This is a genomic window from Streptomyces sp. NPDC091289 (assembly GCF_044757365.1).
GTDB lineage: Bacteria > Actinomycetota > Actinomycetes > Streptomycetales > Streptomycetaceae > Streptomyces.
Genome location: NZ_JBIVUT010000019.1, coordinates 141,164 through 163,559 on the forward strand (window position 1 = coordinate 141,164; position 22,396 = coordinate 163,559).

Annotated in this window: 17 protein-coding genes; 8 read left to right on the forward strand and 9 right to left on the reverse strand. The window is 69.5% G+C overall.

The window, feature by feature from the left end; genetic code table 11:
* Positions 1-48: 48 nt before the first annotated feature.
* Complete coding sequence (locus tag ACIQPT_RS25285) at positions 49-726, reverse strand: GNAT family N-acetyltransferase (protein WP_401158735.1); 678 nt, start codon at positions 724-726, stop codon at positions 49-51.
* Between the two features lie 148 nt (positions 727-874).
* Positions 875-2,314, reverse strand: a complete 1,440-nt coding sequence (locus ACIQPT_RS25290) for an MFS transporter (protein WP_401158845.1) — start codon at positions 2,312-2,314, stop codon at positions 875-877.
* 216 nt (positions 2,315-2,530) lie between these two features.
* Here ACIQPT_RS25290 and ACIQPT_RS25295 point away from each other — a divergent pair, with 216 nt between their 5' ends.
* The 6 genes from ACIQPT_RS25295 (at position 2,531) to ACIQPT_RS25320 (ending at position 12,301) form a co-directional block, all read left to right on the forward strand.
* On the forward strand, positions 2,531-2,974 hold the full coding sequence (locus ACIQPT_RS25295) for a winged helix-turn-helix transcriptional regulator (protein ID WP_401158737.1): 444 nt from the start codon (positions 2,531-2,533) through the stop codon (positions 2,972-2,974).
* 91 nt (positions 2,975-3,065) lie between these two features.
* The gene (locus ACIQPT_RS25300; protein ID WP_401158847.1) at positions 3,066-3,575 is read left to right on the forward strand and encodes a DUF1707 domain-containing protein; all 510 of its coding nucleotides are present in this window, start codon (positions 3,066-3,068) and stop codon (positions 3,573-3,575) included.
* 208 nt (positions 3,576-3,783) lie between these two features.
* Positions 3,784-8,130 carry a GH92 family glycosyl hydrolase gene (locus ACIQPT_RS25305; protein WP_401158738.1) on the forward strand — a complete coding sequence of 1,449 codons (4,347 nt, stop codon included), beginning with the start codon at positions 3,784-3,786 and terminating at the stop codon, positions 8,128-8,130.
* Between the two features lie 176 nt (positions 8,131-8,306).
* Positions 8,307-8,792 carry a hypothetical protein gene (locus tag ACIQPT_RS25310; protein WP_401158740.1) on the forward strand — a complete coding sequence of 162 codons (486 nt, stop codon included), beginning with the start codon at positions 8,307-8,309 and terminating at the stop codon, positions 8,790-8,792.
* A 78-nt stretch (positions 8,793-8,870) separates the two neighbouring features.
* On the forward strand, positions 8,871-11,216 hold the full coding sequence (locus ACIQPT_RS25315; protein ID WP_401158741.1) for a hypothetical protein: 2,346 nt from the start codon (positions 8,871-8,873) through the stop codon (positions 11,214-11,216).
* A gap of 530 nt (positions 11,217-11,746) precedes the next feature.
* Positions 11,747-12,301, forward strand: coding sequence for a hypothetical protein (locus ACIQPT_RS25320; protein ID WP_401158743.1), 555 nt, complete (start codon positions 11,747-11,749; stop codon positions 12,299-12,301).
* Positions 12,302-12,362: 61 nt separating this feature from the next.
* Here ACIQPT_RS25320 and ACIQPT_RS25325 read toward each other — a convergent pair whose 3' ends face one another.
* The 6 genes from ACIQPT_RS25325 to ACIQPT_RS25350 form a co-directional block, all read right to left on the reverse strand.
* Entirely contained in the window at positions 12,363-13,013 is a 651-nt protein-coding gene (locus ACIQPT_RS25325; RefSeq protein WP_401158746.1) for a YdcF family protein, read from the reverse strand.
* Complete coding sequence (locus ACIQPT_RS25330) at positions 13,010-13,804, reverse strand: GntR family transcriptional regulator (RefSeq protein WP_401158748.1); 795 nt, start codon at positions 13,802-13,804, stop codon at positions 13,010-13,012. Before ACIQPT_RS25330 ends, ACIQPT_RS25325 begins: the two co-directional genes overlap by 4 nt.
* A gap of 409 nt (positions 13,805-14,213) precedes the next feature.
* On the reverse strand, positions 14,214-15,380 hold the full coding sequence (locus ACIQPT_RS25335; protein WP_401158750.1) for an acyl-CoA dehydrogenase family protein: 1,167 nt from the start codon (positions 15,378-15,380) through the stop codon (positions 14,214-14,216).
* An 8-nt stretch (positions 15,381-15,388) separates the two neighbouring features.
* Positions 15,389-16,360: a hydroxymethylglutaryl-CoA lyase gene (locus tag ACIQPT_RS25340; protein ID WP_401158752.1), complete on the reverse strand. Its 972-nt coding sequence runs from the start codon at positions 16,358-16,360 to the stop codon at positions 15,389-15,391.
* Positions 16,357-18,300, reverse strand: a complete 1,944-nt coding sequence (locus ACIQPT_RS25345) for an acetyl/propionyl/methylcrotonyl-CoA carboxylase subunit alpha (protein ID WP_401158754.1) — start codon at positions 18,298-18,300, stop codon at positions 16,357-16,359. The genes ACIQPT_RS25340 and ACIQPT_RS25345 overlap by 4 nt, the downstream gene beginning before the upstream one ends.
* 7 nt (positions 18,301-18,307) lie before the next feature.
* Positions 18,308-19,930, reverse strand: a complete 1,623-nt coding sequence (locus ACIQPT_RS25350) for a carboxyl transferase domain-containing protein (protein WP_401158756.1) — start codon at positions 19,928-19,930, stop codon at positions 18,308-18,310.
* 121 nt (positions 19,931-20,051) lie between these two features.
* On the opposite strand from ACIQPT_RS25350, the gene ACIQPT_RS25355 reads away from it, so the two are divergent.
* Together ACIQPT_RS25355 and ACIQPT_RS25360 are read left to right on the forward strand one after the other, a co-directional pair.
* Complete coding sequence (locus tag ACIQPT_RS25355) at positions 20,052-20,669, forward strand: TetR/AcrR family transcriptional regulator (RefSeq protein WP_401158758.1); 618 nt, start codon at positions 20,052-20,054, stop codon at positions 20,667-20,669.
* Positions 20,670-20,782: 113 nt separating this feature from the next.
* Positions 20,783-21,448 carry a GPP34 family phosphoprotein gene (locus ACIQPT_RS25360; protein ID WP_401158760.1) on the forward strand — a complete coding sequence of 222 codons (666 nt, stop codon included), beginning with the start codon at positions 20,783-20,785 and terminating at the stop codon, positions 21,446-21,448.
* A 23-nt stretch (positions 21,449-21,471) separates the two neighbouring features.
* Here ACIQPT_RS25360 and ACIQPT_RS25365 read toward each other — a convergent pair whose 3' ends face one another.
* On the reverse strand, positions 21,472-22,383 hold the full coding sequence (locus ACIQPT_RS25365; RefSeq protein WP_401158850.1) for an NmrA family NAD(P)-binding protein: 912 nt from the start codon (positions 22,381-22,383) through the stop codon (positions 21,472-21,474).
* Positions 22,384-22,396 lie beyond the last annotated feature (13 nt).

Consider the following 22,396-nt stretch of genomic DNA (forward strand, 5'->3'; position numbering starts at 1 on the left):
TAGCCTACCCTTGCTAAATAGGGGGGTCGGCCGCCCGGTGAGCCGTGCTCAGACCCCGAACTCCGCCCGGCAGGCGTCGAGCCCCTCCACGGTCACGTCCACGCTCCGGTGCGCCTCCCACCGGGCCCGGTCCAGGCGCAGCCGCCGGAGCGTGACGGGGGCCCCGCGCACGACGTCCGTTCGCAGGCCGTCGTCCGTGTACCCGAGCCGTCGCGAGACTCCGAGCGACCGGGGGTTGTCGGTCATGGCGGCGGAGACGGCGTACCGCGCGTCGAGCCCGGCGAACGCGAGGTGAAGGGCGGCGGCGCGCATCTCCGTGCCGAACCCCTGCCCCTGGTACGGGAGTCCGAGCCACGACCCGGTCTCCACCTCCCGCCGCACCCCGAAGCCGCACCCCATCAGGTCCTGCCGCCCGACGACCTTCCCCTCGTGGCGGACGGCCAGGCTGAGCGTCCAGTCGTCCACGGACCAGCCGGCCACGGTCCCCAGCACATGCTGGAACACCGCCCGTCCCACCGCGTCGGGTGTCCCGTCGGTCCACGGCACGTTGAACGGCATCCGGTCAGGGTCGTGCACCCCGTGGGCCGCCACGGAGGCCAGCTCGTCGAGGAGTTCGGGGCCTGGCAGGCACAGTTCGAGGCGCGGGGTGCGGAGGCGAAGCCCGTAGAGGGGCCAGTGCCGGGGGTGCGCGCGGTCTTCGAGATCCACCGGGTCCATGGGGTCCATGACGTGACTCTGCCGGACGGGCAGGAGGGGTGTCGACCGGAATAGGTGACGGGGACGGGGACGGGCGACCGGAACAGTCGGCAGCACGCGGCAGCGGGAGCACGACCGGGCGCCCCGGCCGTACCCCCGCTGCCGTGTGCCCGCGCGCTCAGACCCCGACCCCGGCCGGCCGCTCGACCCGGCTGTCGTCACCGCTGCCGTCCGGGGAGTCGTCGCCCGTCGTCACCGCCCGCCGGGTACGGAGCCCGAACGCGCTGACGGCGGCGGCGATCAGGGCGGCGGCCAGCGGGACGACCAGGGCCGCCCGGTACCCGTCGAGCAGGGCGGCCGGTGAAGTGCCGTTCGTGGCGGCGACGTTGACGGCGGCCACGGCGGACAGCCCCATGGCGGCACCGAACTGGAAGGACGTGTAGAGCAGCCCGCCCGCCACACCCTGCTCCTCCTCGGCGATGCCGTCGGTGGCCACGATGGTGAGGGGCCCGTAGACCAGGGAGAAGGCCACACCCAGGAGCAGCAGGCCCGGGAACATCGCCGCGTACGTCCAGTCCGCGGCGAGCGGCAGGAACAGGGCGTACGACAGCGACGCGACGAGCAGCCCGCCGAAGATGATCCGGGCGTTGCCGAACCGGGCCACCAGCTTCGGGGTGAGCAGCGGCGAGAGGACCGCGTCCACGCCGATGACGATCAGCGCGAAGCTGGTCTCCAGGGACGACCAGCCGCGCAGTTCCTGGAGGTAGAGCACGGCGATGAACTGGAAGCCGAAGAACCCCGCGGCGAACAGCAGCCCCGACACATTGGCGCGGACCAGCGACCCGCTGCGGAAGAGGCCCAGGCGCACCAGCGGCGAGGACGAGGCGCGCTCGATGAGGACGAACGCGAGGAAGAGGAGCAGGGCCGCGCCGATCGTCACGACGGTCCAGCCGGCCGCGGCGTGCGTGGCCCGCTCGACGCCGAGGACGAGGAGCAGGATCCCGGCGGTGACGGTGACCGCTCCGGCGAGGTCGACGCCCTTTCCGGTGCGGTCCGGGCGGGGCGAGACGGGGACGAGGGCGAGCGCGGCGACCAGGATGACGAAGGAGAGGATGACCGGGGCGAAGAACACCCAGCGCCAGTCGATGGCGGAGAGCAGCCCGCCCACGACCAGGCCGATGGAGAAGCCGCCCGCGGCGGTGCCCGCGTAGACGAGCAGGGCCTTGTTGCGCTGCGGCCCCTCCGGGAAGCCGGTGGTGATGATCGACAGTCCGGCCGGGGTCATGAAGGCCGCGGCGATCCCCGTCACGAAGCGGGCGAGGATCAGCATCCACCCCTCGGTGGCCAGGCCGCCCAGCCCGGAGAAGAGCAGGAACACCACGAGCCAGAGGACGAACATCCGGCGACGGCCGAACAGATCGGCCGCCCGTCCGCCCAGCAGCATGAAACCGCCGTACCCCAGGACGTACGCGCTCATCACCCACTGGAGCGTGCCGGTGGACAGGTCCAGATCCTCACGGATCGCGGGCATGGCCACGTTGAGCATGGCCACATCGATGCCTTCGAGGAAGATCGCGCCGCACAGGACGAGCAGCACGCCCCAGGCGCGCCCGGTCATGCGGTCGCTGCTCGGACTCGGAAGGGAGGGTGATGAGGACACGGGTCTTCTCCTTGTACGCGGGCGAAACGGGCATGGCGCATGGCCGCAACAGCGGTCAGTCGGAACGGAGTTCGCTTGCAGAGGCCGCAAGCAGCGCGGAACGGAGGCGAGTTACCGAAATGCTGGTCGGTTCCCTCTTGTAACCACCTGAAGCTTGCGGCACCGTGGGGAGGTATGGAAGAAGGCACTTCGAAGTCACCGAGTAACTGCGGGGATACCGGCAGCGGGCCGGACTACGACATCAGTCAGTGGGACGTCCGCGAGGGATGCGAGGTGCGGCAGATCCTCGACCGCGTCGCGGACAAGTGGTCGCTCCTCGCCATCGCCCACCTGGAACGCCGCACGCTGCGCTTCTCCGAGCTGCGCAGGCTGATCGAGGGCATCAGCCAGCGCATGCTGACGGTGACCCTGCGCCAGCTCGAACGTGACGGCCTGGTGCGGCGCACGGTCTACCCCGTCGTCCCGCCCCGCGTGGAGTACGAGCTCACGGAGCTGGGCGCGACGCTGCACACGACGATCCGGTCCCTCGTCGACTGGACCGAGGGCCACCAGCAGGAGATCGCGAAGGCGCGCGCCGACTACGACAGCCGTCAGGCCGCCGGGGCGCCCGCCCCTTGAGGGGTGCCTCCCCATGTCCACGCGCCGTTCACCGCACTACAGTTGAGCGGTGACCACACCTCAGGCACCTCAGGGAAACGCCGTGTCGCGCGTGGGCGAGGACGACCGCGAAAGCGCCGTGCGGCGCGTGCGGGAGGCGTACGCCGAGGAGCGCATCTCGCACGAGGAGATGGACGCGCGCCTCGGCCAGGTGCTCGCCGCCACGACGCACGGCGAGCTCGCCGCGGCCCTGGACGTGCTCCCGGCCGAGGACCCGGGCACCACATCGACGATCGCCGCCGCCGGCGGACGGATCACCCGGCGCGGCACCTGGCGGGTGCCCCGGTTCCTCAAGGTCGAGTCCGCCTTCGGGCGGGTGCGCCTGGACCTGTCCCGGGCGATCGTCGAACACCCGGTCGTCGACATCGAGCTGAGCCTCGGCACCGGCAGCGCGAGCGTCACGGTGCCGCGCGACGCGATCGTCGAGGTGGAGGGCGTGAACACCGGCTGGAAGGACCTGCGCTACAAGCCCCGGCAGCCGTCCCGGCCCGGCGGGCCGCGCATCCGCTTCTCCGGGGCGATGGGATACGGGCGGCTGAAGATCCGCCACGCCCGGCGCTGAGGGGCAGACCTCCCGCACGGCTGACGCGGCGTTGCTGGAAATGGCATGTTGGCCAGGTCTTCCCCTGGCGGCCCTCTCGGGGAAAACTGTGCCGAGCACTGTGGTGCACGCGCCCGAACGGGAGTTGGACAACGTTGTCATCCGACATGGCCCACCCACCTCCCGGGTCGGAGATCCACGCCATTCGCCCGACCCGAGAGGACCGCCCATGCGGGAACCCACCGCCGAACGCCCGGCCGCCCGGACGAGACCGGGCCGGCTGCGCGCCGTCGCGGCCGCCGCCGCCCTGACGGCCTGCGCACTGGTCGCGGGCCTGGCGCCGGCCACGGCCGCCGCCCCGGAGAAGGCCGCCCCGCGCGCCTCCTCCATCACCCCGTACGACGCCGTCGACCCGTTCATCGGCACGGAGCTGGACCCGGCCCAGAACAAGGGCAACAGCGCGTACGGCAACACCTGGCCGGGTGCGACGACCCCGTTCGGCATGGTCCAGTCGAGCCCGACCACGTACCGCTCGTCCGACGGCGACCAGAAGGGCGGGTACGAGTACAGCGCCGACAAGATCCGCGGCTTCGGGATGACGCGGCTCTCCGGCACCGGCTGCGAAGGCCGGTTCAGCGCCTTCGACTTCCCGGTCCTGCCGTACACGGGCAAGCTCGACGGCGGCGCGCTGCCGAGCAGCCCCGGCACGAAGATCGACCCGTACTACCTGGACTTCGACCACCGCGACGAGACGGCGGCCCCCGGCCACTACACGGTCGGCCTCGCCAACGGCGTGGAAACGGAACTGACGGCGACGACGCGTACGGCTGTCAACCGGTACGAGTTCCCGGCCCGCAAGGACTCCTCGACGCTGATCCTGGACGTGGCGGGCTCCAACAACCGGGTCTTCGACAGCGAGGTCAAGGTCGAGGGCCGCACGGTCAGCGGCTGGGTCGAGACGGCGTCGGTGTGCGACGAGGGGGGCCGCTACCGGGCCTACTTCTCCTCGACCTTCGACCGTGCGTTCACCTCGTACGGCACCTGGCAGGGCGGCGAGATCACCCCGGGCGCGGCCACCGCGCGCGGCGGCGAGGCCCGGCACGGCTCGGGCGCGTACCTGGTCTTCCCGAAGGGCGCGACGGTCACCGCGCGGACCGGCCTGAGCTACGTCAGCGTGGCGGGCGCGGCGCGCAACGCCGAGGAGGAGACGGGCGGCCGGACCTTCGACGAGATACGGAAGGCGACCGCGACGGTCTGGAAGAACGCGCTGGGCACGGTGGCGGCCACCGGCGGCACGAAGTCGGAACGGGTGAAGTTCTACACGGCGCTCTACCACTCCCTCCTCCACCCGAACGTCTCCGACGACGTGAACGGCCAGTACCCGGGCCACGACGGCAAGGTCCGCAAGGTGGCGCCCGGCCGGCACCACTACGTCACGTACGCGGGCTGGGACATGTACCGGGGCCAGGCGCAGCTCATCGCGCTGCTCTTCCCGAAGGTCGGCTCCGACATCAACCAGTCCCTGGTGGACCTGGTGAAGCAGACGGGCGCGTGGCCCAACTGGCCGCATCTGAACCAGTCGCAGCAGAAGATGAGCGGTGACTCGCTGCAGGTGGTGCTGTCGTCGATCGACGCGTTCGGCAGCGTGGACTACGACCGCAAGGCGGCGCTCGCGTCGATGCGGAAGACGCAGTCGCTGCCCGCCGACACGACGAAGCGGGCGCACGCGCAGCAGTACTTCAGCGCCGGTTTCATCGACAACGGCAAGGGCGACTCGGCGACGTCGAAGACGCTCGAATACGCCATCGACGACTTCGCGATCGCCCAACTGGCGGACCGGCTGGGTGAGAAGGCCACCCACGACCGGTTCATGACGAGGGCGCAGAACTGGCAGAACCTGCTGGACCCGGAGACGCAGCGCATCCGCCCGCGCGGCCGCAACGGCTTCGACCGGTCCTTCAACCTCGGTGAGCGCGGCAACCAGTTCGAGCAGGCGACCGGCTACCAGTACGGCTGGATGGTCCCGCAGAACATCGGGACGCTGATCGAGAAGCGGGGAGGCATCGAGCCGGTCACGCGCGACCTGGACGAGCACACGAAGGCGCTGGACGCGGGGGTCTACAACACCACGGGCGCCTACCTCTCCAACCAGCCGAGCTTCTCGATGCCGTACGTCTACAACTGGCTTCGGCAGCCGCACCGCACGTCGGAGGTGCTGCGCCGGGCGACGGACGAGATGTATGGCACGACGCCGTCGGGCCTGCCGGGCAACGACGACCTGGGCTCGCTCAGCTCCTGGTACGTGTGGGCGAACCTCGGGATGAACCCGACGGTGTACGGCACGGCGAACCTGGTGCTCAGCTCGCCGATGTTCGACCGGATCACGATCGACAGCGCGGACAGCGACCGCCGGATCACGATCAAGGCGGCGGGCGCGGCGGCGGACAAGCCGTACGTGACGGGCCTGAAGGTCAACGGGAAGCGCTCCGCCAAGTCCTGGCTGAACGAGGACTTCGCACGGGCCGGTGGCGAGCTGACGTTCACGATGGGGGAGACCCCGAAGACCTGGGGCACGGGGGCGGCCGACGTACCGCCGTCGTACACGGAGGGCTCCGACGCCCGCAACAACATCGGCTCGACCCCCGACGGCCAGGGCGAGCTGGGCTCGCTCGACCTCAGCGACAACTCCCTGTCCCGGGAGAAGCTGGCGGCGGCGGGCGCGTCGCCGGGAGCGAAGCTGCCACTGGCCGACACGGGAGTGACCTTCACCTGGCCGAAGACGAAGAACGCCCAGCCGGACAACTGGATCCCGCACGGCCAGCGGGTGAACCTCTCCGGCAGGAACGGCAAGGGCGTCAAGGCGACGGGCATCTCCTTCCTCGGCCTCGCGACGAACGGCCCCTCGCAGGGCCTGGCGACGGTGGAGTACGAGGACGGCTCGACGCAGAACGTGGCGGTGCAGTTCACCGACTGGACGCCCGGCACCAACTACCTCTACGGCAACGTCCCGTTGGTAGCGACGGAGGGCCGCAACAAGGTGGACGGCACGTCGGACACCACCCGCACGGTGGTCTTCGGCACGGTCCCGCAGGTGCTGGACGGGAAGAAGCGCGTGAAGTCGGTGACCCTGCCCCAGGGCACGGACCGCGGCATCATGCACATCTTCGACGTGGCGCTGACGACCAACCCGGACCTGGAAGCGCCGGGCGTGACCCCGGAGCGCATCGTCCTCACCCCGACGGAGACTCCCGCCACCTCCCAGGCGGTGACGTGGCGGACGGGCAGCGGGACGACGCAGGGTGAGGCGCAGTACCGCGAGAAGGGATCCAACTCTGCCTGGCGCAAGGCAAAGGCGGTGACGAACGAGGAACTCCTGAGCAGCGGAGTCCCGACCCGCACGCACTCGGCGGTGATGGACCGGCTGAAGGCGGGCACGGCGTACGAGTACCGGGTCGGCACGGGAAGCAAGCTGAGCGAGCGGTACGCCTTCACCTCCGCCGGCAAGCCGGGCGAGGAGTTCACGTTCCTCTACTTCGGCGACGCGCAGAACGACCTGAAGGCGAAGTGGGCCCCGGTCGTCGACCAGGCGTACAAGCGCTTCCCGAAGGCGATCGGCAGCGTCAACGCGGGCGACCTGGTGGACTCGGGCGGCAACGACGGCCTGTGGGACGAGTGGTTCGGCGCGATGAACGGCCACAGCCAGACGACGAACGTGATCGCGGCGCCGGGCAACCACGAGTACAACGCGGACCTGTTCCTGAAGACGTGGAAGTCCACGTTCGCGTACCCGGCCAACGGCCCCACGCCCGTACCGGCGAAGGACGGCACCCCGGCGGAACGCCAACGGGCGGCGTACGAAACCCACATGGCGAAGTCCATAGTGGAGACGGCGTACTACACGGACTACCAGAACGTCCGCTTCATCACCCTCAACGCGAGCACGCACGACGCCCGCGAACTGATGACCCCGCCGGACCTCCCGTCCTGCTCGGTCGACTGCCCGGACCCGCAGAAGCTGTGGCTGGACCTCCAGGCCCGCTGGCTCGACACGATCCTGGCGGACAACCCCAACAAGTGGTCGGTGGCCACCTTCCACCAGCCGGTCTTCTCGGCGGCGGAAGGCCGTGACGAGAAGCCGATCCGCGACGCCTGGCTGCCGGTCTTCCAGCGCCACGACATCGACCTGGTCCTGATGGGCCACGACCACGTCTACGCCCGCGGCTACGTCAACGCGGACGCGACGGACATCCCGGGCGTGACGACGGGCCCGGTCTACGCGGTCGCGATGGCGGGCCCGAAGTACTACGAGCTGTCCCCGGCCGACGACAACGTCTGGACCCGCAACGGCGCGACGCAGGTGGCCCGCGCGGCGCACACGTCGACGTTCCAGGGCATCACGGTCACGGAGAACACGATCCGCTACGAGGCGGTCATCGGGGCCAAGTGGGACGACAGGTCGACGACGGACAAGGAGGTGGGGGAGACCTTGGACGCGTTCACGATCACGAAGAACGACGCCGGCGTGAAGTACGTGACGGAGGACGGGGTGGCGGTGCCGTCCGTCGCGCTCCGGTAGGGGGCGGTCGATCGGCCAGAGGTGGCCTCGCAACTGGCAGTGGCAGCGGCGAGGCCACACCTGTCCCCGTGCAGCAGAAGCTAAGGGGGAGTGCAGTCACGGGTCGGTTCACGCAACCTGAAACCCTGTACGTAGGGTGGTGTGCTGATCCGATCAAGCGATCTTCGGGGGAATTGGTGTCGTTCGAGCAGGAATGGGCCGCGCACAAGAACGATGTGATGATGCGCCTCAACGCCGCTGGCGCCCAGGGGGGCGGGCAGGCCGACCTGAAGACGAACGCCTCGGGCAAGACAGCGGCGGCGAACGCGTTGACCACCGAGATCGAGCCCGCGGCCGGGGAGGCGGGTGTGACCGCCGACGAGTCGACCAACAGTGCGGTGACCGGATTCAAGGGCTGGGCGACAGCGACCGGACTCAAGGATGCTCTGGAGGAGTGGGGCCTTCAGGTGAAGAGCCTCCAGGGGCGGTTGGCCAACGACAAGAACGCCCTTCAAGGCGCCAAGCAGAACTTCATCCTTGATGATCAGGACACGGGCAGCGCGTTGCGGAGGCTCGGCGGCCCGCAGCTTCCGGCACTCTACGGCCCGGGCCTCCAGCCGCCACCGTTCAGCGGCCCCCCGGCGCCGCCGGTCCACGGCCCGTTCATCCCGGATGCCGAGTAGTGCAGCGAACGGCCGCGCAGTGCGTGGCATGACGAAGAACGGCCGCACCACAGCAGTACAGAGCGCACGGGGGCAAGGATGCTGACCTATCAGGACGTCGTCACGACGAAGCTGGACTCGCTGACCACCGCAGCCGACAAGTGGGTCGCGATGGCCAAGGCCTTCAAAGAGGTCGAGGACCTGTACAAGGCCAAGGTCCAGCCGCTTGCCAGCGATGGCGGGTGGTACGGGCTCACAGCAGACTCCGCCTCCGCGCAGTTCAAAGCGACCCGCGCGCAACTCCAGGGCGCACAGACCGAGGCAAAGGCCATCGCCTCGCTGCTTCGTGACGCCCACACCCAGTTCGTCAGGCTGTGCAAGGTGGTTACCGACACCGTGGCCAAGGCGATCGAGGATGACATGTCTATCGATTCCCAGGGCAAAGCGACATACGACTTCAGCAAGATCGCTCATTACCGCAACGACCCCGACTACCAAGCCGTCTATCACGAATACGTACGTAAGCGCACCGAGGCGGAGGCGGCCTGGACCCGGCGCATCAAGGCTGCGGTGCAAGCGGTCGATGACGCGGATCAGGGAGCGAAGCTCGCTCTGAGGAAGGCCGCCGGGGTCAAGACCGGTATGGAGAAGGCCATACCGAGCATGGCCCAGCATGGCTTCAACAACACGGCCGTCGGAGACATCGAGATCTACGAGGCGCGTGAGGCGAAGGCGTACGCGGACACGCTCCTGGACGATGGGAAGCTCACAGCGGAGGAACGCGCTAACTGGGAGCGTCTGAATCGTGACAACGCGGACAACAAGAAATACAGCCAGACGCTGCTGAACTCTCTTGGTATCGAGAACACCATCAAGCTTGAAAACAAGTTGAGCGACCTGGGTCATTTTGGTGAAACCGGCAATAGGAAGGACTACCAGGCCCTGGAAAGGGGCCTCGCGAACACCCTGGCCGGTGCCACCCGAGTGCCGGAATTCAAGGATTCTGATGGTAAAAAGATTCCGTATGGGGCCAATGGCTACCAGAGAGAGCTCAACGCGTGGAAGAAGTCTGACGACGCCGCTTTTTACAATGGCTGGCGCGAAGGCATGCAGAAGGTGGGCGTCAAGCAGTTCAATCTCGAAATCGTGGGTGAAAAGGTCCCCTTGGGATCTGGCTACGGCCAGCAGGCGCGTGGATATCAGAGTCTGATTTCGCTCATGCAGCAGGGAGATGGATACTCGCCCCAGTTCCTGGCTGATGTCACGGATGACATGATCGCTGCCGAGAGCAACGACAAGGACGTCTGGGACCTGATCGGTCTGTACAACGGGAAGGAGGGCGGGTGGTTCGCCAACGACCCGGTCGACGGGGCTCTTCAGATCATGGCCAGGGATCCCGAGGCGGCCACGGGCTATCTCGATCCTGGCTCAGCGGGTAGGGACGCGGAAAACCGGGAGAATGACCGGTTGCGCTACCTTATGGACCGGGAAACGAACATCGCTCGGGAGACGGGCTACAACGGCAAGAATCATTTCTCCTTGCCCTTCCATGCTGACGTTGACGACCGTGCCGGTCTCGGAGCCGCCATTGAAGCGGCTGCAACGGGCTCGCCCTCAGGATCGGGCTCGGGGCGTGATGGTACGCATACCGTTGAGCAGGCTCGCGTCATGCAGGACACCATCTCTCTTCTCGACCGTGACAGAGGTGCAGAGAGTGTTCCGGCCAGAATGCATTCACCTTTGGCCAGAGCCTTGGCCGACTATGCGCCCGATACCCATAACATCTTCTCCGAAGAGGCAGGCTACGACTGGTCGTCGGGCGGAGAGGTCCGTTCGTCGGGGGACGAGGCGCGTCTCAACGTGAGTCTGCCTGCCCTGGCACGTGTGTTGCGTGGCGTTGCGGAGGATCCGGCGGACTTTGCCCTGCTGTATGAAGCGGAACGGTTCCAGGGCGCTCAAGGGCTGGGTGAGGCGCCGGAAGGGCCTGGAAAGGGAACCGAGGAATGGGACAATCCCGCACGTAGCGCGGCCAGCGGTCTCGGAGCTCTCAATGCGATTGGTGCCGACATCATCCTCGACGACCGGGACAATCGAAAGGATTGGGCCGATGATGTCGCGCGTTATGGCTACCACGTGGGAGGTGCACCTCTGACGATGATCCCAGTAGTGGGTGACGCTGCGCAACGCCTCCTGGATGTTGCTGCCTATGAATGGTCGAAGGATATCAAGGCTGAGGCTGACCAGATTGCCAGGGTGGGGACAACCGATGGCTTGATGGCTCACAGCATGGCCTCTCATGATTTGATCAACCAGTGGGCCGGGGGGCGGGGAATGGACTATATGGAGGATTCAGTGGTGAAGAACATGCGAGGCGAGGCATCGCAGTCGTACGGCGCTTCTCGGAACGTCGTTCTGGGAGTTCTGGGACGAGGGACCGGCTCGTGATAGGAATGGGCGCGTCGAGCCTGGGCGGGCGCGGCAGGCGACGTAGTGCGGTGATCGGAGGCGCCGTCGCTCTGGCGCTGGTCGGTGGTGGGGGCCTCTATGCAGCAAAGGGCGTGTGGCTGGACGACAATTCTCTCGCCTCGGCGTGTGATGGGCTGCTCGACACATCGGAGCTGAAAGAACTGCTCGCCGCGGACCAACTGCGAGGAAAAGGAACGGATTCGACGTATTGCAGCGTCGTCGACTCGGATACAGGCAGGTCATTGCTGCAAGCGCGGATATTTCGGGGTGACACTTTCAAGATGTTGCTCGGCACAATGGCTCGGGCGAATCAGCAAAACGGTGGTGCTCTGGTGACTCCGGCTGGAATAGGTCGCCCCGTGGTGTTGGGTCCTCTACCAGGAACGGCCAGCGGATTCGTGTCCTGCGGAAAGGGTGAGGGCGGTCCGGTGACGGTGCTGATGAGTGCCGTACCCCAGGGCAGTGGCAAATCCCTCGGAGAGCCCGAGGGGCGTGCGAGGCTGGCACGCGTGGTGACCAGCACGCTCGACCGGGCGGCCGAGCGTTGGGGCTGCGAGAAGCCGGGGATAGCGAAGGGGGAAATCCCCGAGATCCCCGAGATCCCCGAGATCCCCGAGGACACCTCAGGTGTCCTGCGACAGGCTGGCAAGGCCACCGGCACCTGTGCGGGCATCGACTCGGCCTCCTTTGAGACGTCAGCGGACGATTCGGCCCCGATCGAGGACTGCGGGCTGGCTGAACCCTCCGGTACTCGTCGCTTCCATCTGTCCGCCTACTACGGCCCGTATGTGAAGGCAGCCCGGCAGGAGACCATTCGGGGGAAGCAACTCCTCACCGATGTGGGAGGCTCGGACGGGTTGTGGTGGACCACGGCGGACTGTCCGCAGGGTGACGTCCTGTACACGGTGGAAACGGTCTGGGACGAAGAGAAGAACACCTTCCACCCACCCTCCCCCAAGCTCCAGAAGGACGCCCTGAAGACGTTCGCCGAGCGCTCCGCGAAGCGCCACGGATGTTCGGCCGCCGAACCCCTGCCTGCGGATGACGAGCCCTCTCGGCCATGAAGGTCAAGGCCCTTGCCCGGTCCGGACCGTCGACTGCGGGCTGTAGGTCCGGTGCCGATCCCTACGGGATGATCAGCCGACTCGTGAACCCGGCCCCGAGCAGCCGCTCGTACGCCGCCGTGACCTCGCCCGGGACGGGCTGCTCGATCATGAACCCCTGCGCGGGGTACACGAGCAGCCGTTGAAGAGCCCCGACCAGCATGTCGATGACCAGCCGGTCGTCCCCGATCGAGGCCACGTACTCCTCGAAGGTCATCGGACTCGAAGCGCTCACGATGTCGACCCCCGGCCACAGCTTGCGCGCCGTGGCGTACGCGCGCCGCTCCTCGTACGGCTTGCTGACCAGCAGGACGGATTCCACGTCCACCCCGGCCTCTTCGAGGAGGGCCCGCGAGAAGCGGATGTTCTCCCCGGTGTTACGGGCCTTCGGCTCGACCAGCACGGCGGACTCCGGTACGCCCAGCTCGACGGCCCGCTCCCGGTAGTGCACGGCCTCACCGCGCGGCATGCGCTCGCGGGTGGTGGGGCTGGTCGAGCCGGTGAACACGACGACGGGAGCCAGCCCGCGCAGGTAGAACTTCGCTGACACGTCGGCCACCCCCAGGTCATGGCTGCCCAGCCCGACGATGACCGAGCAGGGGCGCGGGGTGTGGTGCATGAGGTGGTGATCCCACACCTGCCGGGCATCCGACCAGGACTGGGTAGTGATCACGACTGCTTGCCCTTCGTGTGCGCCGAGTCCGGTACCGCGAAGTCGTAGGTCCAGCGGAACCTTGATGCGGCGTGGACTCCGATGGCGAACTCGACAACTGTTCCGTCTGTGGTGAACGCTGTTCGGTGAAGCTCCACCACTGCTTCGCCGGACGGTAGCTGCAGCAACTTCGCCTCCTCCGCCGTGGCCGAGCGGGCGAAGAGCTCCTCGCGCAAGTGGTCGATCTCGTACCCGGCGTCGTACAGGACACGGAACCCGCCACCGCGCCCCGCCGGGCCGGGCGCCGGGTCGACGAGACGGGTGCCTTCGATGTGTTCGGGCCGGTAGTAGCTGGTCAGGGTGTGGGTGGGGTGGCCGCTCTCCTTGATGAGGCGGGCACGCGCGTACACGTCCGATCCTGGCCGCAGGCCAAGGGCGGCGGCAATGGTGTCCGTGGCTTCGATGCGGCTCACCGTCTGCGTCTGATCGCCACGGCTGTGCGGTCGCCCCGAGGCGACTCGGTCCGCGATGAAGGCCACTTCGTCGCCGTCGCGCCACTTGGCCTTGTCGTAGCGGTCGATGCCCAGCCGCTGGAGAGCGGCCGGCGGTCGTACGACAGTGCCGTGACCGCGCGACGAGGTGACCAGGCCTTCCGCCTCCAACGCCTTGTACGCCGCATGGACCGTGGACTTGGAGCCTTCGCCTGCTGCCACGAGATCCCTGATGTGCGGCAGCTGCCGGCCCGGCGCGAACTCGCCGCTCCTGATGCGTTCGGCCAGTTTGTCGGCCAGGTCCCGCCACTTGGGCGCCATGCGTCACTCCTCTCGACAGGAGCAGTCAAACACAGCGAAAGGAAGGTTGACAGTCCTGGGACTGTCGGTCACAGTGACGTTACTCGCGGTCGTAGTCCTGGGACTGAAAGGCTGGTTCTGTGATGGTGGAGAGCAGTGGTGGTCGGCGAAACCTCTCTCGGCTCATGAGAGAGCTGGGCAGCGACGGGGTTCTCGTCGTTCCGAACGGTGGCCAGGGCCAGGGCCAGGGCGACCTCGACCTCGTCCCTGGTGCCGCGCTCCGGTGGCCGCCCTGTCGGTGCGGGCACTCGCTCTGCCCCGATCTCGTGCCGCCGGAGGGGAAGGAGTGATGCCCCGCTGACACGTCCGCCCCGGCCTCCACGGAACGTTCCGTGGAGGCCGGGGCGGACCTGTCAGAACATCGAAGGGATCAGCCCGGCAGCCCCAACTCCCGGGCGATCAGCATCCGCTGGACCTCGCTCGTCCCCTCGCCGATCTCCAGGATCTTCGAGTCCCGCCACATCCGCGCCACCGGGTACTCGTTCATGAACCCGTAGCCGCCGTGGATCTGCGTCGCCTCGCGGGCGTTGTCCACCGCCACCGTCGAGGAGTACAGCTTCGCGATCGCCGCCTCCTTCTTGAACGGTTCGCCCGCCACCAGCCGCGACGCCGCGTCGCGCCAGCCCACGCGGGCCATGTGGGCGCGCATCTCCATGTCGGCGATCTTGAACTGGATCGCCTGGTTCGCGCCGATCGGCTTGCCGAAGGCGTGGCGCTCGGCCGCGTACTTCACCGACTCGTCCACGCAGCCCTGCGCCAGGCCCGTCGCCAGGGCCGAGATCGCCACCCGGCCCTCGTCCAGGATCCGCAGGAACTGCGCGTAGCCCCGGCCCAATTGGCCCAGGAGGTTCGCCGCCGGGACGCGGACGTCCGTGAAGGACAGCTCGCGGGTGTCCGAGGCGTTCCAGCCGACCTTCGAGTAGGGTGCGGCGACCGTGAAGCCGGGGGTGCCGGAGGGGACGATGATCGCGGAGATCAGCGGGCGGCCGTCCTCCTTGCGGCCCGTTACGGCGGTGACCGTGACCAACTCCGTAATGTCCGTACCGGAGTTGGTGATGAAGCACTTCGAGCCGTTGATCACCCACTCGTTCGTCGCCTCGTCCAGCACCGCCGTCGTCCGCGTGCCGCCCGCGTCCGACCCGCCGTCCGGCTCCGTCAGCCCGAACGCGCCCAGCGCCTCGCCCGCGCACAGCTTCGGCAGCCACTGCCGCTTCTGCTCCTCCGTGCCGAACAGGTGCAGCGGCATCGCGCCCAACGAGACCCCGGCCTCCAGGGTGATCGCCACCGACGAGTCGACCCGGGCCAGCTCCTCCAGGGCGATCCCGAGCGCCAGGTAGTCGCCGCCCATGCCGCCGTACTCCTCCGGGAACGGCAGCCCGAACAGGCCCATCCGGCCCATCTCGCGCACGATCTCGTACGGGAATTCATGGCGCTCGTAGAAGTCGCCGATCTTCGGCGCGACCACGTCGTGCGCGAACGCCTCGACCGTGCGGCGCAGTTCCTCGTGCTCGGCGGTCAGCCGGTGGTCCAGAGACATGGGGTAACTCACTCCTTGTGGGAGGCGGGAGAGGAGGAAGGAGACAGGGCGCGGACCGTGCGGGATGGGCTCGGTCGGCCCAGGTGTTCGGCCAGCCAGACGCTGGTGGCGGTCAGGGCGTCCAGGTCGACGCCCGTTTCGATGCCCAGGCCGTCGAGCATCCAGACCAGGTCCTCGGTGGCGAGGTTTCCCGTGGCGCTCTTCGCGTACGGGCAGCCGCCCAGGCCGCCCGCCGAGGCGTCGACCGTGCTCACACCGTGCTGGAGCGCCGCCAGGGTGTTGGACAGCGCCTGGCCGTACGTGTCGTGGAAGTGCACGCCGATGGCGGGCGTCGCCACACCCGATTCGTTCAGGGCGGTCAGCAGCGCCGTCACGTGGCCCGGCGTCGCCACCCCGATCGTGTCGCCCAGCGACAGCTCGTCGCAGCCCAGGTCCATCAGCGCCTTCGCGACCCTGACCACCTGCGCCACCGGCACCGCGCCTTCCCACGGGTCGCCGAAACACATCGACAGATACCCGCGCACATGGGCCTGGTCCGCCTTGGCGCGGGCCACCACCGGCTCGAACATGGCGAGGGACTCGTCGACCGTCCGGTTCAGATTGCGCGCGGCGAACGTCTCCGTCGCCGAGCCGAACACCGCGATCGACCGGGCCCCGAGCGCCAGCGCCCGGTCCAGTCCGCGTTCGTTCGGGACGAGGACCGGGAGGGTGACGTCGCCGATGTCGGCGATCTCGCCGAGGAGAGGGAACAGGGCCTCCGCATCGGCCAGTTGGGGCACCCACTCCGGATGCACGAAGCTCGTCGCCTCGATGGTGGTCAGGCCGGCCACCGCCAGGCGGCGGATGAACTCCGCCTTCACCGGCGTCGGAACGGTCTCCTTCTCGTTCTGGAGGCCGTCCCGCGCGCCCACTTCGTGGATGCGGACCCGGGAGGGGAGGCCCGGGGCCGGGATCGTCATGGGGAGCGTGCGCGTGGTCATGAGTCCTCCCGAGGGGCCACGACCGCCAGGACCTGGTCCATCGCCACCGTCGCGCCCGCCGTGACGTCCAGCTCGGTCACGGTCCCCGCGTGCGGGGCGGAGATCACGTGTTCCATCTTCATCGCCTCGACGACGAGCAGGCTCTGTCCCGCCTCGACCTCGTCCCCGACGGCCACCTTCACCACCGTGACCGTGCCCGGCATCGGGGCCGCCAGCGTGTCCGCCCCGCCCCGGCCCGCCCCGCTCAGGGACGCTTCCACCGGGTCGTGGTCCTGGACGTGCCAGGTGTCGCCGTCCCGGCCGAGCCAGTCGCCGGAGCGGTGGAAGTGGACGATTGTGCCGTTCTGTTCGACCGTCACTCGGTCGGGCCCGACCATCGCGCCCGCCGGAGCCCCGTACGTCACCGGGTCCGCGCCCGACACTCGCAGCGGGAAGAGCAGCGGCGCCCGCACACCCCCCGTCCGCCAGCCGCTCGGCACCGAGAACGGGTCCGTCCAGCCGCCCGCGTCCGGCCTCGGCTCCAGCGCCTCCCGGCGGACCGCCGCGGCCGCCGCGTACACCTCGTCCGGCACCCCGTCCGGCACCAGGCCCTCCGCCTCGCGCTCCACCAGCCCGGTGTCCAGGTCGCCGGAGACGACGTCCGGGTGGGCCAGCAGGCGGCGCAGGAAGCCCGCGTTGGTCGGGACGCCCAGGATCACCGTGTCGGCGAGGGCCGCCCGCAGCTTGCGGATGGCCGTCGCGCGGTCGGGGCCGTACGCGATGACCTTCGACAGCATCGGGTCGTACAGGCTGCCCACCGGCACGCCCTCGCTGAGCCCCGAGTCCGTCCGCACCCCGCCGCCCTGCGGCTCGCGCAGCGCCAGCACCGTACCGCCGGAGGGCAGGAAGCCCCGGGAGGGGTCCTCGGCGCAGATCCGGGCCTCGACGGCGTGACCCGTCAGGCTGATGTCCTGCTGCGCGTACGGGAGTTGCTCGCCCGACGCCACCCTCAGCTGCCACTCCACCAGGTCGAGTCCCGTGATCAGCTCGGTCACCGGGTGCTCGACCTGGAGGCGGGTGTTCATCTCCATGAAGTAGTACGAGGCCGGGTCGTTGCCCGGGACGATGAACTCCACCGTCCCCGCGCCGACATAGCCGCAACTGCGTGCCGCCTGGACGGCCGCCTCGCCCATCGCCGCCCGGGTCTCCTCGTCGAGGAGGACGCTCGGAGCCTCCTCGATGATCTTCTGGTGGCGGCGCTGGAGCGAGCACTCGCGCTCGCCGAGGTGGATCACGTTGCCGTGGGCGTCGGCCAGGACCTGGATCTCGATGTGGCGGGGGCGGTCGATCCACCGCTCCACGAGGAGGGTGTCATCGCCGAAGGAAGCGCGGGCCTCGCGCCTCGCCGCCGCGATCTCCTCCGCCAGCACCGCCGCGTCGCGGACCAGGCGCATGCCCTTGCCGCCGCCGCCCGCGGAGGGCTTCAGGAGGACCGGGGTGCCGATCTCCCGTGCCGCCGACTCCAGTTCGGCGTCGGTGAGCCCGCTGCCGGACGAACCCGGGACCACCGGGACCCCGGCCGCCGCGACCGTCTCCTTGGCCCGGATCTTGTCGCCCATGAGGGAGATCGCGGAGGCGGGCGGGCCGATGAAGACCAGCCCCGCGTCCGTGCAGGCGGCCGCGAAGGCCGCGTTCTCCGCGAGGAAGCCGTAGCCGGGGTGGACCGCCTGCGCACCGGTGCGGCGGGCCGCGTCCAGCAGTGCCCCCACGTTCAGGTAGCTCTCCGACGCGGCCGGCGGGCCGATCCGTACCGCCGTGTCCGCCTCCCGTACATGCCGGGCGTCCGCGTCCGCGTCGCTGAAGACCGCGACCGAGCGCACCCCCAGCTCCCGCAGGGTCCGGATCACCCGGACCGCGATCTCGCCGCGGTTGGCGACCAGAACGGTGTCGAACATCGTCATCTGTTCCTCACATCCGGAAGACGCCGAAGCCGGGCCCGGCCGGGTCCTTCTGGGGCAGCGGGGCATTGGCGCAGGCCGTGAGCGCGAGGCCCAGCACCTGGCGGGTGTCCACGGGGTCGATCACGCCGTCGTCCCAGAGCCGGGCGGTGGCGTAGTACGCGTTGCCCTGGGTCTCGTACTGGGCGCGGATCGGGGCCTTGAACGTTTCCTCGTCCTCGGCGCTCCAGTCGTCGCCGAGCTGGTCGCGCTTGACGGTGGCCAGGACGGAGGCCGCCTGCTCGCCGCCCATCACCGAGATCTTGGCGTTCGGCCACATCCACAGGAAACGGGGGCTGTAGGCCCGGCCGCACATGGAGTAGTTGCCCGCGCCGTACGAACCGCCGACGACCACCGTCAGCTTCGGCACTCGGGTGCAGGCCACCGCCGTGACCATCTTCGCGCCGTGCTTGGCGATGCCGCCCGCCTCGTAGTCCCGGCCGACCATGAAGCCGGAGATGTTCTGGAGGAAGACGAGCGGGATGCCGCGCTGGTCGCACAGCTCGATGAAGTGCGCGCCCTTCTGGGCCGACTCGGAGAACAGGATCCCGTTGTTCGCGACGATCCCGACCGGGTGGCCGTGGATCCGGGCGAAGCCGGTGATCAGCGTCTGGCCGTACTCCGCCTTGAACTCCTGGAAGCGGGAGCCGTCCACGACGCGTGCGATCACTTCGCGTACGTCGTAGGGGGTGCGGGAGTCCACCGGGACCGCCCCGTACAGCCCCGCCGGGTCCACCTTCGGTTCCTCGGCCGGCTCGACCGACCAGGGCAGCGGCGCGCGGTCGGGCAGCGTGGCCACGATGTTGCGGACGATCCGCAGCGCGTGCGCGTCGTCCTCCGCGAGATGGTCGGTGACCCCCGACGTACGGGAGTGGACCTCGCCGCCGCCCAGCTCCTCCGCCGTGACGACCTCACCGGTCGCGGCCTTCACCAGCGGCGGGCCGCCGAGGAAGATCGTGCCCTGGTTGCGGACGATGACGGCCTCGTCGCTCATCGCCGGGACGTACGCCCCGCCCGCCGTGCAGGAGCCCAGCACCGCCGCGATCTGCGGAATGCCGGCGCCCGACATCCGGGCCTGGTTGTAGAAGATCCGCCCGAAGTGGTCCCGGTCGGGGAAGACCTCGTCCTGCATCGGCAGGAACGCGCCGCCCGAGTCGACCAGATAGAGGCAGGGGAGACGATTCTCCAGGGCCACTTCCTGCGCGCGCAGGTGCTTCTTCACCGTCATCGGGTAGTACGTGCCGCCCTTGACGGTCGCGTCATTGGCGACGATCACGCACTCCCGGCCGCTGACCCGCCCGATCCCGGCGATCACCCCGGCCGCCGGGGCCGCGCCCCCGTACAGCCCCTCGGCCGCCAGCGGGGCCAGCTCCAGGAACGGCGAGCCCGGGTCGAGGAGGGTGTCCACCCGGTCCCGGGGGAGCAGCTTGCCGCGCGCCTCGTGGCGGGCCCGTGCCTTCTCACCCCCGCCCAGCCGTGCCGTGGCGAGGCGTCCCGCCAGCTCGTCGGAGAGCGCGTGATGCGCCGCCTCGTTGGCCTGCCAGGCCTCCGAGGCGGGATCGGCCGCGCTCGCCAGGACCGGTGCCTGCTGCATCGTGTCGAGCCCCCTTGCCCGTACCGCGATCATGTGCGTGCCACGTCTCTGCTGTTAATGAGCGTTAACGCGTTTCCCTCAGGTTAACGAGCGCTAACGACCCTGTCTAGAATGAATCCTCATGAGCACCCATGCCGCCGCCCGCGTCGCGGCTCCCACCCGCCGCGAGCAGATCCTCCGGGAGGCCGCCCGCCTCTTCGCCGAGCGCGGCTTCCACGGTGTCGGCGTCGACGAGATAGGCGCCGCCGTCGGGATCAGCGGCCCCGGCCTCTACCGCCACTTCCCCGGCAAGGACGCGATGCTCGCCGAGCTCCTGGTGGGCATCAGCGAACGCCTGCTGGAGGGCGGACGGCTGCGGGTCACGGAGGACGCCGCCCGGGGCGACGGCTCCCCGGAGGCGCTCCTGGACGCGCTCATCGAGGGCCATATCGACTTCGCCCTCGACGACCGCCCCCTGATCACCCTCCACGACCGCGAGCTGGACCGGCTGCGCGACACGGACCGCAAGCGGGTGCGGCGGCTCCAGCGCGAGTACGTCGAGGTCTGGGTGGGCGTCGTCCGCGCCCTCTATCCGGCGCTGCCCGAGAACCGGGCCCGCGTCACCGTGCACGCCGTCTTCGGCCTGCTGAACTCCACCCCGCACCTGGCCCGCCCCGAGGCCCTGCCCGGCCGCGCGGCGACCGCCGCCCTGCTGCACCGGCTGGCCCGTGGCGCCTTCGCCGCGGCGGAGCCCTCCTGAGCAGCGGCTTTCCCATCCGGTTCCCATCCGGGCCACCTGGGGTTCCGAGCAACCACGAACGGGGTACGTACGTCTCTCCGGTCAACACGCTACGAATCGGGGAGCCGCACACCATGACCGTCTCACTGGGCGAAGAGATCATGCTGCTGTCGCTGGACGACGAGACCGGCGCGGCGAAGGGGGAGAGCGCCGCCCGCTGGGGTGTGGCGGCCGGCATGCTCCTGGAACTGGTCATGGCGGGGCGCGTCACGGTCAAGGGCGGCCGGGTCGAGGTCTTCGACCCCACCCCGACCGGCGACGCCCTGCTGGACGGCCGCCTCGGCCGGCTCGCGCGCTGGGTCCACGAGACCTCCAGCAGCCGCAAGGTCGTCGCCTGGCTGACCCGGGACCACGCCAAGGGCTCCCAGGACGTCGTGGACAGCCTCGTCGCCCGCGGTCTGGTGACCGAGGAGAAGCACCGGGCCCTCGGGGTCTTCCCCGTGCGCCGCTACCCGGAAGCCGACGGAACGGTCGAGCGGGAGCTGCGTGCCCGGCTGGCCGCCGTGGTGCTGCACAGGGCCGAGCCGGACGCCCGCACCAGCGCGCTCGTCGCCCTCGTGCACGCCACGGGCATGCACCGCCAGGCCTTCCCCGACCTGCCGAAGAAGCAGGTCGCCCCGCGTATGGCCGAGATCGCCGAGGGCCACTGGGTGGGCGTGAGCGTGGGCGAGGCGATCCGCAACCTCCAGGCGGCGATCTCCACGGTGACCGTGGTGACGGTCCTCTCCGCGGTGCCGTAGGGCCGCCCCGCCGGCTGTCGTTGTCAGGCCGCCGCCGTCAGGTGCCGCTGCGCCCAGACGGCGAACGAGGTCACCGGAATCCCGAGCTCCTCGGCGAGTCCGGGGCGGGCCGGCTGGGTGATGGCGTTGCTCCACAGGTGACCGGCGCCCCATGCCGGCATGCCCGCCGCGAGCGCCTCGTCGAGGTCCATCGAGGGGGCCTTCAGCGGTACGCCCCACGCCGTGGACAGCACCCCGGCCACCTGCTCCATCGTGAGCCGGTCGCCCGCGAGCTCCAGCTCCACCTCGTGGAAGCGGTCGGGTTCCCGTACGGCGTGGGCGACGGCCGCGCCGATGTCCTCGGTCGCCACCAGCGCCAGCACCGTCTCCGGCAGGATGACCGTCGCCAGGCCGCCCCCGGGCCCCTCGGGCGCCAGTTGAGGCAGGTTGTCCATGAAGAACGCGGGCTTGACCACGAACCAGCGGGCGAAGCCGGCCCCGCGCACCTTCTCCAGGATCGCCAGCTTGGTGTCGAAGTAGGGCTCCATCGCCGCCCATCGGCCTTCCGCCCAGCCCGGTGTCTCCGTGTGCCGCCCGACGCCGCTGGTCGAGGACTGGACGAACTGCGGTACGCCCGCGGCCCGCGCCGCCTCGATGAGGTTCGTCGCCTGCGCCAGCTCCCCGGCGAAGTCGACTCCGCTCTCGTCCATCGGCGGCATCTGCACCGAGAACACCGCGCGCACGTCGGCGCAGGCGGGATCCAGCGAGGACCGGTCGGAGAGGTCTCCGGTCACCAGCTCGACACCGAGCGCCTCGACGGCCTGCGCGCGCGGGGTGTGCGGGTCGCGCACCAGGGCGCGCACCGGCACACCGGCGGCCAGCAGGGCGCGGGTGACAGCGCCGCCCTGGCGACCGGTGGCGCCGGTGACCAGTACGGGGGCGGTACGTGATGTCAGTGATGCCGATGAT

Bases quoted from the DNA above. Each gene is read 5' to 3' on its own strand.
- ACIQPT_RS25315 (WP_401158741.1), top strand. From the start codon at position 8,871: ATGCTGACCTATCAGGACGTCGTCACGACGAAGCTGGACTCGCTGACC.
- ACIQPT_RS25330 (WP_401158748.1), bottom strand. From the start codon at position 13,804: ATGGCGCCCAAGTGGCGGGACCTGGCCGACAAACTGGCCGAACGCATC.
- ACIQPT_RS25350 (WP_401158756.1), bottom strand. From the start codon at position 19,930: ATGCAGCAGGCACCGGTCCTGGCGAGCGCGGCCGATCCCGCCTCGGAG.
- ACIQPT_RS25340 (WP_401158752.1), bottom strand. From the start codon at position 16,360: ATGACCACGCGCACGCTCCCCATGACGATCCCGGCCCCGGGCCTCCCC.
- ACIQPT_RS25345 (WP_401158754.1), bottom strand. From the start codon at position 18,300: ATGACGATGTTCGACACCGTTCTGGTCGCCAACCGCGGCGAGATCGCG.
- ACIQPT_RS25355 (WP_401158758.1), top strand. From the start codon at position 20,052: ATGAGCACCCATGCCGCCGCCCGCGTCGCGGCTCCCACCCGCCGCGAG.
- ACIQPT_RS25305 (WP_401158738.1), top strand. From the start codon at position 3,784: ATGCGGGAACCCACCGCCGAACGCCCGGCCGCCCGGACGAGACCGGGC.
- ACIQPT_RS25360 (WP_401158760.1), top strand. From the start codon at position 20,783: ATGACCGTCTCACTGGGCGAAGAGATCATGCTGCTGTCGCTGGACGAC.
- ACIQPT_RS25285 (WP_401158735.1), bottom strand. From the start codon at position 726: ATGGACCCCATGGACCCGGTGGATCTCGAAGACCGCGCGCACCCCCGG.
- ACIQPT_RS25290 (WP_401158845.1), bottom strand. From the start codon at position 2,314: ATGACCGGGCGCGCCTGGGGCGTGCTGCTCGTCCTGTGCGGCGCGATC.
- ACIQPT_RS25295 (WP_401158737.1), top strand. From the start codon at position 2,531: ATGGAAGAAGGCACTTCGAAGTCACCGAGTAACTGCGGGGATACCGGC.
- ACIQPT_RS25335 (WP_401158750.1), bottom strand. From the start codon at position 15,380: ATGTCTCTGGACCACCGGCTGACCGCCGAGCACGAGGAACTGCGCCGC.